This window comes from Methylobacterium sp. FF17 (assembly GCF_025813715.1).
GTDB lineage: Bacteria > Pseudomonadota > Alphaproteobacteria > Rhizobiales > Beijerinckiaceae > Methylobacterium > Methylobacterium flocculans.
In genome coordinates this window covers 4,066,903-4,079,914 of the sequence record NZ_CP107532.1, presented here as the reverse complement: position 1 = coordinate 4,079,914, position 13,012 = coordinate 4,066,903, and the positions used below count along the sequence as shown (strand labels likewise).

The following is a 13,012-nucleotide window of genomic DNA, read 5'->3' as shown; positions in this document are numbered from 1 at the left end:
GCAGGGTCATGAATTGGGCAGAAGAAGCCCGGTCTGGCATGTCGAGCGCGATAGGACATTCGGTTCATGGCTCCCCGTCAGCAGACTTCGCGCCGCGATCAACGGTCCGGCCGGTCCACGATCATTGTCGATCACCGGGCCGAAGCGCTCCGTCCCGTGGCCCTCCCTGCCCTCGCCGCCGCCGTACGGGCCGCCACCCCTGCGCGCCCCTCGGCCCGCGCCGTGCTCCTGGCCGGGACGGGTCCGTCCCGCTTCGAGCATGAAGATACCCCCCCGGCCTGACGCGCCGAGCAGGTTTCGACGATCCCGGTATCGCTTCCTCAATGTCTCGGGCCTATCGCTCCGAGGCGTGCGGGGTGCCCTCCTCGATTTCGTCACCATTGACGATGAGGAAGGCACCGCGCGCTTCGCGCGATCGAGGATCCTGACGATGCTGATTCTGCCGAGCCGCCGGCAGTTCCTGACCGGGCTCGGAGCGAGCGCCGCCGTCACCGGGTCCACGGGTGTCTACGCCTTCGGGATCGAGCCGCTCTATCGCCTCGTCGTGACGCGCTACGCGCCCGTGCTGCCGCGCTGGACTCCCGGCCTCTCCCTGCGCGTGGCCGTGCTGGCGGATTTCCACGTCGGCGAGCCCTTCATGCCCCTCGACCGGATCGCCGAGATCGTCGACGCCACCAACGCGCTGAAGCCCGACCTCATCCTGATGCTCGGCGACTACCCGGCCGGCCCGAGCGTGACCTACCGCAAGATCCCCCTGACGGACTTCGCCCGCGTGGTGGCGCCCCTGAAGGCGCCGCTGGGCGTGTACTCCATCCTCGGCAATCACGATTGGTGGGACGACGAGGAGGCGCAGAGGCGCCTCGCCGGCCCCGTCCAGGCGCGCCGGGTGCTGGAGCAGGTCGGCATCCCGGTCCTGGAGAACGACGCCCTGCGCCTCGTCAAGGACGGCAAGCCCTTCTGGGTCGCCGGCGTCGCCGACCAGATTCCCTTCCTGATCCAGGGCCTCGACGACCACGGCCTCGAGGACGTGCCCGGTACGCTCGCCAAGGTGACGGACGCCGCCCCGGTGCTCCTGATGATCCACGAGCCCGAACTGTTCCTCGACGTGCCGGAGCGGGTCTCGCTCACGCTGGCCGGGCACACCCATGGCGGCCAGGTCCGCCTGTTCGGCTACTCGCCGGCCATCCGCCCCGTGGACGGCACCGACTTCTCGTACGGGCACGTGGTGCGTCGCGGCAGGCACATGATCGTCTCCGGGGGCTTCGGCGTGAGCCGCCTGCCGGTGCGCCTCGGCGTTCCGCCCGAGATCGTGCTGCTGGAACTCGGGTCCGACACGGAGGCGGTCAGCAAGACCGTCCAGGGATCGACGGCCCTGCGCGGTTGAGCCGGGTGGACCGGGCGGTGCTTCGAGACGCCGCCGCGCCGGTCCGGGCGAACGACCCTACTTCTTGCCGGCCTTCGGCGCGACGGCGACCGTCCCCTTGGTGGACGGGGCGGACGCGTTCGTCTTGGGCACGACCTTCTTCGGCTTCTTCGCTTCGCGGGTTCCGCGCTTCTGTTCGGTCGCCATGATGTGCCTCCTCCCGGGATCGGGAGGGGATCATGGCAGCCCTTGGGAAAAGAACCACACGAATCTTGGCGTCGGCCCGCCCTGTCGCCGGCCGACGCCGCCCGCTCAGAGCGGGATGTTGTCGTGCTTCTTCCAGGGCTGCTCCATCTCCTTGGTGCGCAGCATGCCCAGCGCCCGGGCGATGCGCTTGCGGGTGGAATGGGGCATGATCACCTCGTCGATGTAGCCGCGCTCGGCCGCCACGAAGGGCGACAGGAAGCGGTCCTCGTATTCCGCGGTGCGCTCGGCGATCTTCCCGGCATCGCCGATCTCGCTCCGGAAGATGATCTCCACCGCGCCCTTGGCGCCCATCACGGCGATCTGGGCGGTCGGCCAAGCGTAGTTGAGGTCGGCGCCCACGTGCTTGGAGGCCATCACGTCGTAGGCGCCGCCGAAGGCCTTGCGGGTGATGATGGTCACGAGCGGCACGGTGGCCTGGCTGTAGGCGAAGAGCAGCTTGGCGCCGTGCTTGATGAGGCCGCCATATTCCTGCGCGGTGCCCGGCAGGAAGCCCGGCACGTCCACGAAGGTCACGATCGGGATCGAGAACGCGTCGCAGAAGCGCACGAAGCGGGCGGCCTTGCGCGAGGCGTCCGAGTCGAGGACGCCTGCCAGCACCATCGGCTGGTTGGCGACGAAGCCCACCGTGCGGCCCTCGATGCGCCCGAAGCCCGTCATGATGTTGCGGGCGTAGGTCGCCTGGATCTCGAAGAAGTCGCCCTCGTCGGCCACCCGGCGGATCAACTCGCCCATGTCGTAGGGCTTGTTCGGGTTGTCGGGGATGAGCGTGTCGAGGCTCATGTCGAGGCGCAGGGGATCGTCGAAGCTCTCGAGTTCCGGCACGCCGTCGATGTTGTTGGCGGGCAGGAAGTCGACGAGGCGCCGGATCTGCAGGAGCGCCTCGACATCGTTCTCGAACGCGCCGTCGGCGATGGAGGACTTGGTGGTGTGGACCTTGGCCCCGCCCAGTTCCTCGGCGGTGACGACCTCGTTGGTGACGGTCTTCACCACGTCGGGGCCGGTCACGAACATGTAGCTCGTGTCGCGCACCATGAAGATGAAGTCGGTCATGGCCGGCGAGTAGACGTCGCCGCCCGCGCACGGCCCCATGATGACGGAGATCTGCGGGATGACGCCGGAGGCCGCGACGTTGCGGCGGAAGACCTCGCCGTAGCCGCCGAGTGCCGCGACGCCCTCCTGGATGCGGGCGCCGCCGGCATCGAAGATGCCGATGATCGGGGCGCGCATCTTCAGCGCCATGTCCTGGACCTTGACGATCTTGGCGGCGTGCGACTCCGAGAGCGAGCCGCCGAACACCGTGAAGTCCTTCGAGAACAGGAAGACCGTGCGGCCGTTGATGGTGCCCCAGCCGGTGACGACGCCGTCGCCGGGGATCTTCTGCTTCTCCATCCCGAAATCGGTGGAGCGGTGCTGCACGAACATGTCGAATTCCTCGAACGACCCGTGGTCGAGGAGGAGTTCGATGCGCTCGCGCGCCGTGAGCTTGCCGCGCTTGTGCTGGGCCACGACGCGGTTCTCGCCTCCGCCGAGACGGGCCTGGGCGCGCCGCTCCTCCAGCTTTTCGAGAATATCCTTCATGGGGTGGGCCTCGGGGCTCGTGCTGGCGTTTCCGGCCGCGTCCCGCCAGTCGCTCTCGCGGCGAGCTTGGCGGTCGGCCATCACGGCCCCATACCACAGTGGTTTCCGCGCGAACATCAATCCTTGAGCGAGGGCCGGGCCTGCTCAGACCGGGTGCGCGCCGAGGACCCCGGGTGTGGCGACGGGCATGCGGCGTGCCCCCGCGAGACGTCGCGCGACACCGATGGACGCCATCGCCGCGACGGCGATCAGGATACCGGCGCCCACATCGACGAAGTAGTGGCCGCCGTCGATCGGCGTCGCGGCGATGAGCATGGCATTCAGGGCGAGGCCCGGCCAGCGCGTGACCCGGGACATCCAGAGGTAGCGGGCGAACAATGTGCCGAGGGCCGCGTGGAAGCTCGGAAAGGTGATGATCCCCTCGACATGGCTGAGGGAGACGACCCGGAGCGTGCCGTCGCGCAGACCCGTCAGATGCGCGAGGTGGACGTAGGCGGCGGTCGGATCGACCCCCGGAAAATCCTCCGGTCGAAGGCCGAGATGCACGAACATCTCCGTCGCGGGCATCAGCCCGGAGATCAGGACGGTCGTGAGGCCGGCGATCATGTAGGCCAGCACGAAGTCCCGCAGCGCCCGGAGCCGCCCGGTGAACCCGAGCAGGACCACCAGCAGGATGACCTGCAGCATCAGGCTCTGATAGGCCAGGGACAGGGCGAAACCGAGATCCGGCCGCTCATTCAGGACGTGGAGATAGGCCGTCCAGTCGAGGCCGAGGGACTGATCGAGGTCGTGGAAGGTCTGGTCCCAGAGGGGGCCGCCGGTCGCCGCCGCCGCATAGGACAGCAGGCCGGCGCAGGCGCTGAAAGCGATGACCTGGGCAAGGCCCGACAGCGTGACCGCGAATGCCGGCTCCGGCCGCCGCGTGCTGTAGACGGTCGCCAGCAGTTCGAGCCCCAGGCAGGTCAGGGCCGGGGCGAGCGCGCTGCCGGGATCGAGGGCGAGGCCGGCCAGCCGCATCCAGGCTGCGGTGAGGACGGCGATGGCCAGGATGGCGAGCCAGAGACGCGCGCGCACGCGCTGAAAATCGGGGGGGATCCCCGCGCGCGACCGGGCGCGTTCCTCGATCTGTCGGGTCATCGGGTGCCGCCATCGTGACGGATCGCGGGGTAGCACGCGATCCGTTAACGGATACCCGAGCGCCCGCGTCAGCCGACGCGGGCCAGGGAGGCGAGACGCGCGGCGGCCTCGAACTCGGCCTGCCGCAGGGCGTGCCGGGCCTCGGCTTCCGCATCCCGCCCCCAGACGCTGGCCTGATAGGTTTCGTCCACATGCGCCGCCGCCCAGGCTTCGGCGGGGCTGAGCCGGCCCCGCAGCACGGCCAGCGCCAGCACGAGGGAGCCCGTCAGGGTCGTCAGCGTGTGGAGCGCGGCCAGCCGGAACGGGCCCTCGGTCTCCGCGATGGCCCGGCGCAGGGCGGCGACGGTGGTGTCCGGCTGGGTGACGTGCATCACGCCCTCGCCCAGGATGAAGCGGGCGCCGAGCGCGTCACGCGCCCAGTCGAGGACCGGATCCCAGGCCTCCCCCTGGGCCCGGACCAGCCGGTCGGGATCGCCGGCCCGGTAGGCCAGCAGGTCCGTGCCCGCATAAGCCGAGAGGTCGTCCACCACCGCGTCCCGGCGCGACGCCACGCCGTCGATCGCGGTGTTGGCGAGCCGCGTCAGCGGCATCGTGGCCGGATCGATGACGGCGACCTGTGCCGCCCACTCGGCAACCACAGCCTCGGCCAGCGCGTCCGTTGGCAGGACCAGCGGATTGCGGGCCGGGGTGTTGGCGGGGCGTCCGTCGAGGGTCAGGCGGAAGCCGTCCCCGTGCGCGGCGAGGCCGGCCCGCTCATAGAAGCGCTTGGGCAGGGCCGGCTTGCCGGGGCCGCGGGCCGCGGCGGTGGGATCGGCCGGGGCCGGGTTCTCGGGCTCACCGAGCCAGTCGGACTTCGAAATGTCGCTCATCCGGGATCAGATAGGGTCTCGGGGGTTCGGTCGCGAGGCGCGTTCGGGACGGGCGCCCCGGCGAACAGGGCGCCGAGGTCGGCCGCGCGCTCCACGACGATGGAGGCGCCCGCCCCGAAGAGCGCGCCCACGGGATGGTAGCCCCAGGCGACGCCCACCGCCGCCGTCCCGGCGCTCACCGCCATCGCCATGTCGTAGGTGGTGTCGCCGATCATCACCGTGGCCTCGGGCCCGGTGCCGGTCTCCGCCATGGCCTGGAGCAGCATGGCGGGGTCCGGCTTCGACGGCGCGTCGTCGGCGCTCTGGGTGGTGGCGAACCAGCCGTGCCAGCCGTGGCTCTCGATCAGGCGGTCGACCCCGCGCCGGGCCTTGCCGGTGGCGATGCCGAGCTGCACGTCGTCGCGGGCATGGAGATGCGCCAGTAGGTCGCCCATGCCGGGGAACAGCGGTTCCTCGTAGGCCGGGTCGAGGCGCAGGATGTTGAAGGCGCGCTTGTAGCTCTCCGACAGGCCCTCGATCGGCCCGTCGTCGCCCACGAGGCGCCGGAAGGCCTGGGGCAGGGACAGCCCGACCACCGAGAGGGACTCCGTCCGGCTCGGGGCCGCGAGGCCGTGCTCGGCGAAGGCCATGCCCTGTGCCGCCACGATGAGGTGCTGGCTGTCGACCAGGGTGCCGTCGACGTCGAAGACGATGAGCTTCACGGGAGCGGACCTGGGCTTCGGCGCGGGGACCTCACGGCTGGCGGCCCGGAGCGGCCTGGGGCTGGCCGGCGCGGGGACGGTCGTAGCCGAGCTTGCAGCGCACGAGGAAGCGGCGGCGGGGCCCGCCGCGCAGGCCCCGCGCATGCGAGATGCGGTTGCAGGCCGCGTAGGAGGGCCTGCGGTTGCGTCCGACCTGCGCCGCGCCGCGCCCGCCGGTCGTCCCCGCGGCGGGTGGCGCGGGCGGGCGCTGCACCGGGGGCTGCGCCGGGGCCTGCGCAACGGCGGGGGCCGTCTGCGCCGGGGCCTGGGGCCGGGTCTGCGCGGGAGGGGCCGACTGCGCCAGCGCGGGGGCGAGAAGCGCCACCAGGGCCAGGAGCGCCAGGCCCGTCACGGTCGCGGGCGTGAGGTTCGTGTCTCGATTCATCGTGTCGCGACGGTCCTTGACCGGTGGCGTCGCGCCGACCGGGATGTGTCGGGGAGGATAAGGCATGGGGCGCGCTTGCCAAGGTGGCGCCCGCCACGATGCCGTCATCCGGGGCGCGGGTTCGCTCTCAGGCCTCCGGTGCCTCGACGATGGGATCGTACCGCGCGGCATCGAAGCCGAGCAGGTTCCAGCTCTGCGCCATATGGGGCGGAAGCGGAGCGGTCACGTCCACCGGCTGGCCGGTGCGCGGATGCGGGATCACGATGCGGCGTGCGAGCAGGTGCAGGCGGTTCTGGATCCCGCCGGGCAATTCCCAGTTCTCGATGCTGAAGTATTTCGGGTCGCCGACGATCGGATGCCCGATATGGGCGGCGTGGGCCCGCAACTGGTGCGTGCGCCCCGTCACCGGCTTCAGCGACAGCCAGGCGAGCTTCTGGGCCGCGTTGTCCACCATCGCGTAGTAGGTCAGCGCATGCGCGGCGCCCTCGTCTCCGTGCTTGGCCACCCGCATCCGCGCATCCGCGTCGGTGGGCTCCTCCTTGGCGAGGTAGGTCGAGATGCGCCCCTGGGGAACGCGCGGCACGCCGGCGGTGAGCGCCCAGTAGACCTTGCGGGCCGAGCGCGAGCGGAAGCTCTTGGCGAGCGTCGCGGCGGCGAGCCGCGTCTTGGCCACGATGAGGCAGCCGGCGGTGTCCTTGTCGAGGCGATGGACGAGGCGGGGCTTCTGGCCGTCCTTGCCGGTGAGCGCTTCGAGCAGTCCGTCGACGTGCCGCACGGTGCCCGAGCCGCCCTGCACCGCCAGCCCGAAGGGCTTGTTGAGGATCATCATCTCGGCATCCTCGTAGAGGATGAGCGACCGGATGAAGTCGGCGTCGGTGGCGTCGCGGGTCGCCGAACGCGGGCGCTCGCTCTCGGCGTCGAGCTTCAGGGGCGGTACGCGCACGCTCATGCCCGGCTCCAGCCGGTCGTTGGGCTTGGCCCGCTTGCCGTCGACCCGGAGTTCGCCCTTGCGGACGATGCTCTGCACGCGGGTGAAGGGCAGTTGCGGAAAGCGCGTGGTCAGGAAGCGGTCGATCCGCATCCCGGCCTCGTCCTCTTCCACGGTCAGCGTCTGTACGCCGGAGGCCAGGGTGGCGGAGGCCGCCGCGCGCTGCTCGCGCCGGGTCGGGCCCTCCGGAACCGGAGCGGCCCCGCGCGGCGGACCGGTTCGGCTCGGGGGACCGGTTCGGCTCGGCGTACCGGCGCGGCTCGGCGCCTCCGGACGTTCGGTGCGCGGGGCTCGCGCCCGGCGCGGCGCCTGCGCGGAAGCCTCGGCCGGCTCGTGCAGGCCCGCCTCCGGCGCCTGAGCCTCGCGGTCGCGGGCCTCCTGGCCCGGCCGCCAGGGCGCGTGCTTGCCGGCCTCGCCCCGTCCCGCGGCCGCCCGCTGGGCGGCGTCGAGGGCGCTGGTGCGCGGGCCGGTCCGCTCGCGCTCGGGGCGCTTGAAGGTGCCGGGCTTGCCGGCTCGGCCCGGCGGTCCGCTACGGCCCGGTCCTGCGCCCTTGCGCCCGGATCCGCCGCGTGATGGTGGTCGTGTGGTCATGGCCTGCTCGTAACACCCGCCAGCCCCGCGACAAAGCGCGGGTGCGGCAGGTTCCTCTTTCGGGATGCGTCGGCGCGGGTCAGGCCGCGCGGCGCGCCGCCTCGATGGTCAGCCCCGTGCCGACGGAGCCGAAGGTGTCGCCGTCGACCACGCGGGCCTTCGGCACGCAGGCCGTCAGCGCGGCGCGGACATGCGGCAGGCCCGTCGAACCGCCGGTGAGGAACAGGGCATCGATCCGGTCGGCGTCCAGTCCCGCCTGGGCGAGGCAGCGGGCGATCCGCTCCGCGATGCGCCGGGCGAGTTCGTCCGTGTTCACGACGAGGCCCGCGCGATCGATCTCCGCCGCGAGCCCGGCCTCGACCCAGTCGAGGGCGATGCGGCCGTGGCCGTGCTCGGAACTGGCGATCTTGGCACCCTCCACTTCCATGGCCAGCGAATGGCCGCGCTCGGCTTCCACCACGGTCTGGAGCCGCGCGAGGAGGTCGGGCCGCCGCGCATCGCGGCGGACCTCCTCGATCTCCCGCAGGGTCTTGGCATTGTAGAGCCGGTTGATGCTCGACCAGGTGGCGAGGTCGTGGAAGTAGCCCGTGGGCACGTCGAGGTCGCCCCGGTTCATCGCGCTGCCCAGGCCGAGCAGCGGCATCACGATGCCGAGGCTGAGGCGGCGGTCGAAATCCGTGCCGCCGATGCGCACGCCGTCATTGGCCAGGATGTCGTCGCCCCGGTCCGCCCTGGCGTGTCGCGCCGGCGACAGCCGCACGATGGAGAAGTCGGAGGTGCCGCCACCGATATCGGCGATGAGGGCGATCTCCTCCGTGCGCACCTGCTGCTCGTAGTCGAGGGCCGCGGCGATCGGTTCGAACTGGAAGGAGACGTGGCGGAAGCCGACGCTGGCGGCGATCTCGCGCAAGGCGCCCTCGGCCCGGGCGTCGCCCTCGGGATCGCCGTCGACGAAGTGGACGGGGCGGCCATGCACCACGGTGTCGAGGGACTGGCCGGTCGCGGCCTCCGCCCGCGCCTTCACGGCGCTGAGATAGCGCCCGATGACGTCGCGGAACTTGATCCGCTCACGCCCCACCGGCGTCGTCTCCTCGAGCAGGGAGGAGCCGAGGACCGACTTCAGGCTGCGCATGAGGCGCCCCGGCGTGCCCTCCACGTACTCGGCCATGGCGGCGCGCCCGACGAAGGGCGCCTGCCCCGGGGGGAAGAAGATCGCGCTCGGGATGGTGAGGTGGCGGCCTTCCAGGGGAACCAGGGCGGGTGCCCCGCCGGTGACGAGGCCGAGGGTGGTGTTCGAGGTGCCGAAATCGAGGCCGCAGGCCGCCATGATGGTCTCCGGCATCAGCGCTGGATGATTGGGCCGGCCCACCTACAGGCTCGCTCCGGCGAGGTCCACCGACTTTTGTGCGGTGCGGTCGCCCCTCGCTCATTCCTCCGACGCGCGCCGCTGGCGGCGCAGGGTCTCCCAGTGGGCGAGACGGTCGGCGTAGCGCTGCTCCATGCCCCGGTTGGTCGGCGCGTAGAACTGCTGGCGGCCGAGCTTCTCCGGCCAGTAATCCTGGCCCGAGAAGGCGTCGGGCTCGTCGTGGTCGTAGCGGTAGCCCTCGCCGTAGCCGATCTTGCGCATCAGCTTGGTCGAGCCGTTGAGGATGGTGCGGGGCGGCGGCAGCGAGCCGTGCGCCTTGGCCACCCGGGTGGCAGCCTTGTAGGCCTCGTAGACCGCGTTCGATTTCGGCGCGCAGGCGAGATAGACCGTGACCTGGGCGAGCGCGAGTTCGCCCTCGGGCGAGCCGAGGAAGTCGAAGGCGTCCTTGGCGGCGGTGGCGACCACCAGGGCCTGCGGGTCGGCGAGCCCGATATCCTCCACCGCCATGCGCACGAGGCGGCGGGCGATGAACAGGCGGTCCTCGCCCCCGTCGAGCATCCGGCAGAGGTAGTAGAGCGCCGCGTCCGGGTCGGAGCCGCGCACGGTCTTATGCAGGGCGCTGATGAGGTTGTAGTGCCCCTCCTGGGACTTGTCGTAGATCGGCGCGCGCCGCTGGATGATGGCCTGCAACCCTTCCGCGTCGAAGACTTCCCCCGGCTTCGCCGAGCGCCAGACCTCCTCGGCGAGGGTCAGGGCGGCGCGCCCGTCCCCGTCGGCCATGCGCACGAGGACGCCGCGCGCCTCCGCGTCGAGGGGCAGGGGCTGGTCCGTCAGGGCCTCGGCCCGGACCATCAGCTTGGCGATCGCGACATCGTCGAGCGACCGGAACAGCAGCACCCGGGCCCGCGACAGCAACGCGGCGTTCAGCTCGAAGGACGGGTTCTCGGTGGTGGCGCCCACCAGCGTCACCGTGCCGTCCTCCATCACGGGCAGGAAGGCGTCGAGCTGCGAGCGGTTGAACCGGTGGATCTCGTCCACGAAGAGCAGCGTGCCCCGGCCCATGGCCCGGCGCCCGCGCGCCGCATCGAACACCTTCCGGAGTTCGGCGATGCCGGAGAAGATCGCCGAGATCTGCTCGAAATGCAGGTCGGTCTCGTGGGCGAGCAGCCGCGCCACGGTGGTCTTGCCGGTGCCGGGCGGTCCCCAGAACACCAGCGATCCGAAGGAGCGGGCCTTGAGGAGGCGGGTCAGGGCCCCGTCCGGCCCGGTCAGGTGCTCCTGGCCCACCACCTCCGCGAGGGTTTTCGGGCGCAGGGCATCCGCGAGGGGGCGGGGCGCGGCGTTCGCGAGGCCGGCCGAGGCGAAGAGATCGGACATCGGTGCATCAAAGACGTGGGCGCCGGCCGACCGCAACCCGTAAAGATCGCGGCCTCCGGCCCATCGACAGGCTCTCCGGCCCTATCCCCCGAACACCGAGGTCAGCACCTCGCCGCCCCGGTTGATCGAGACCTCCCACATGTTGAGGCTGTTGCGGGTGATCCGCTCCAGGTCCTTGGTGGTGGCGATCGGCATGCCGTTGATCGCCACGATCATGTCGCCCTTCTGCAGGCCCGCCCGGGCGGCGACCGAGCCCTCGTCGACGCCCGAGACGGCGACGCCCTCGGCGGGGAAATCGGCCTGAAGCTCCTCGGCGACCGCCGGCGAGGTGTTGACCAGGGTGGCGCCGAGGAAGGGCGAGCGCGTGCGGACCTTCAGGGTGTCGCGCGGCCGCGTCTCGGGGGCGGGTCCGAGCTTGACCGTCACCGTCGAGCGGCCGGTGCCCCGCAGGATGCCGAACTGGGTCTGGCCGCTGAGGCCCTTGAGGGCGAAGCGGTAGCCGAAGGCCTCGGGGTCGTCGACCGCCTTGCCGTCGACCGTGAGGATGAGGTCGCCGCGCTTCAGGCCCGCCTCCTCCGCCGGGCTCTTGGCCTGCAGGCTCGCCACGAGGACGCCGGTGGGATGGTCCAGCCCCATGCTCTCGGCGATGTCGGGGGTGACGTTCTGGACGCGGGCGCCGAGCCAGGGGCGGCGCACGGCCGTGGCCCCGCCCTTGGCGGTCTCCACCACGGCGCGGACCATGCTCGCCGGGATCGCGAAGCCGATGCCGTGGCTGCCCCCCGACTGCGAGTAGATCGCGGTGTTGATGCCCACGAGCCGGCCCTGGAGGTCCACCAGCGCGCCACCGGAATTGCCCGGGTTGATCGCCGCATCCGTCTGGATGAAGAACTGGTAGTCGGAGGAGCCGACCTGCGTGCGCGCCAGGGCCGAGACGATGCCCTGCGTCACGGTCTGGCCGACGCCGAACGGGTTGCCGATCGCCATCACGAAGTCGCCGACCTCGAGGGCTTCCGAATCGCCGAAGGCCATCGGGATCAGGCCCCCGGTCGGGTTCTTGATCTTGACCACGGCAAGGTCGGTGCGGGGGTCGCGCAGGACGATGGTGGCCTCGAACTCGCGGCGGTCGGCGAGCGCGATGCGCACCTCGTTCATGTTCTCGATGACGTGGTTGTTGGTGATGACGAGACCGGATTCGTCCACGATCACGCCCGAGCCCAGGGACTTCTGGGCCCGCTCGCCCGGCGCGCCACCGCGCCCGCGCCCGCCGCCGTTCTCGCCGAAGAACCGGCGCATGAACTCGTCCATGGCGCTGCGGCTCTGGCCCCGCGCCTCCACGTGGGAGCCGTAGACGTTCACCACGGAGGGGGCGGCCCGCTTCACCACGGGGGCGAAGGAGAGCTGGACCTGCGCCTTCGATTGCGGCGCCGCCTTCTCGGGGGCCGCATCGGGCGACTTCATTATCTGCGCCGAGGCGGGCGCGATCATGAGGGCCGCGGTCAGCAGCGAAGCGAGCGGACGGAACGAGCGCGCCATGTGGGACTCCCGGAGACAGGGCGTGGCGGCCCTCGTCCTAGGGGGGCCGCCACGGTTGCCGGGCTATCTAGACGCGCCGACGCAGCGACGCGAGGGGCATCGGCGCCCGAGCCGGTTACGAACGCCCGATCAGCGCGGTGAACCGGCCCGCGCGCTTGGCCAGGGCGGCGAAGCAGCTCAGCGACGCGTCGGCCGCCCGCTGCATCTCGTCGACCTGGATCCGGAGGGCGTCGGCCGGGGTCCTGGCGCCGGAGAGCGCCTGCCAATGGGCCAGGGCCGCCGTGCCCTCGCCGCGCAGGTAGGTCAGCAGCGTGGCGTTGACCTCGCCGAGCTCTCCCATCACCTGCCCGATCCGGGGAGACCCGGCGCGCTTCGTGAGGGTCTGGAAGCCGGGACCCGGCTCCGGGATGGACGGCACGGCGACGGGAATGCCTTCGAGCGCCGGGAGCGGGTTCGCGATGGGGGCGGCGACCGGCTCGGGCATGGCCTCGGCGAAGGACTCGGAGGCGGCGCTCGCGGCCTCCACGGCCTCCGTGGCGAGCGGGAGCGGCTCGGCCGCCGCTTCCGGCACGACCGTGAGGTTTTCGGCGAGGGTGGGTTCGGAATCCGTCGCGTCGCTCCGGTCGGTACCGGAGGGCGGCGCGGCCTCGGGTTCCCCGCCGCCATGCGCCGCGAGGGCGTCCGCCGACACGCCTTCCAGCAGCGTCTCGTGGATGTTCGCGTCCGACGCCCCGGCGGGGGCGTCCGGCAGGGATTCCCCGTCCCGGCCCGCCCCGTCGACGCCCTGCATGCTGTCCGTGTTCATCGCTCCCCCCTCG

The 13,012-nt window shown here is 71.7% G+C and carries 13 protein-coding genes; 2 read left to right on the top strand and 11 right to left on the bottom strand.

The genetic code is table 11. From position 1 onward, the window contains the following. The first annotated feature begins 156 nt into the window (after positions 1-156). The gene (locus tag OF380_RS19340) at positions 157-282 is read left to right on the top strand and encodes a hypothetical protein (RefSeq protein WP_264046815.1); all 126 of its coding nucleotides are present in this window, start codon (positions 157-159) and stop codon (positions 280-282) included. A 148-nt stretch (positions 283-430) separates the two neighbouring features. Beyond that, the gene (locus tag OF380_RS19335) at positions 431-1,384 is read left to right on the top strand and encodes a metallophosphoesterase (RefSeq protein WP_264046814.1); all 954 of its coding nucleotides are present in this window, start codon (positions 431-433) and stop codon (positions 1,382-1,384) included. Between the two features lie 57 nt (positions 1,385-1,441). Here OF380_RS19335 and OF380_RS19330 read toward each other — a convergent pair whose 3' ends face one another. The 11 genes from OF380_RS19330 to OF380_RS19280 form a co-directional block, all read right to left on the bottom strand. Continuing rightward, a complete protein-coding gene (locus tag OF380_RS19330) occupies positions 1,442-1,570 on the bottom strand; it encodes a hypothetical protein (RefSeq protein ID WP_264046813.1) in 129 nt (42 codons plus the stop codon). Between the two features lie 105 nt (positions 1,571-1,675). Further along, positions 1,676-3,208: an acyl-CoA carboxylase subunit beta gene (locus OF380_RS19325; RefSeq protein WP_264051402.1), complete on the bottom strand. Its 1,533-nt coding sequence runs from the start codon at positions 3,206-3,208 to the stop codon at positions 1,676-1,678. 144 nt (positions 3,209-3,352) lie between these two features. Then, positions 3,353-4,345 carry a phosphatase PAP2 family protein gene (locus tag OF380_RS19320; RefSeq protein WP_264046812.1) on the bottom strand — a complete coding sequence of 331 codons (993 nt, stop codon included), beginning with the start codon at positions 4,343-4,345 and terminating at the stop codon, positions 3,353-3,355. 68 nt (positions 4,346-4,413) lie between these two features. Beyond that, positions 4,414-5,214: an ATP12 family chaperone protein gene (locus OF380_RS19315; protein WP_264046811.1), complete on the bottom strand. Its 801-nt coding sequence runs from the start codon at positions 5,212-5,214 to the stop codon at positions 4,414-4,416. Next, the gene (locus OF380_RS19310; RefSeq protein WP_264046810.1) at positions 5,211-5,915 is read right to left on the bottom strand and encodes an HAD-IA family hydrolase; all 705 of its coding nucleotides are present in this window, start codon (positions 5,913-5,915) and stop codon (positions 5,211-5,213) included. Before OF380_RS19310 ends, OF380_RS19315 begins: the two co-directional genes overlap by 4 nt. Positions 5,916-5,946: 31 nt before the next feature. After that, entirely contained in the window at positions 5,947-6,339 is a 393-nt protein-coding gene (locus OF380_RS19305; protein ID WP_264046809.1) for a hypothetical protein, read from the bottom strand. 127 nt (positions 6,340-6,466) lie between these two features. Further along, a complete protein-coding gene (locus OF380_RS19300; RefSeq protein ID WP_264046808.1) occupies positions 6,467-7,918 on the bottom strand; it encodes an RluA family pseudouridine synthase in 1,452 nt (483 codons plus the stop codon). Positions 7,919-7,997: 79 nt separating this feature from the next. After that, positions 7,998-9,245 (bottom strand): Hsp70 family protein, encoded by a 1,248-nt coding sequence (locus OF380_RS19295; protein ID WP_264051401.1) that lies wholly within the window; start codon positions 9,243-9,245, stop codon positions 7,998-8,000. 99 nt (positions 9,246-9,344) lie between these two features. Continuing rightward, positions 9,345-10,661, bottom strand: coding sequence for a replication-associated recombination protein A (locus OF380_RS19290; RefSeq protein WP_264046807.1), 1,317 nt, complete (start codon positions 10,659-10,661; stop codon positions 9,345-9,347). A gap of 81 nt (positions 10,662-10,742) precedes the next feature. Beyond that, a complete protein-coding gene (locus tag OF380_RS19285; RefSeq protein WP_264046806.1) occupies positions 10,743-12,194 on the bottom strand; it encodes a Do family serine endopeptidase in 1,452 nt (483 codons plus the stop codon). Positions 12,195-12,309: 115 nt separating this feature from the next. Further along, a complete protein-coding gene (locus OF380_RS19280) occupies positions 12,310-12,999 on the bottom strand; it encodes a hypothetical protein (RefSeq protein ID WP_264046805.1) in 690 nt (229 codons plus the stop codon). Positions 13,000-13,012 lie beyond the last annotated feature (13 nt).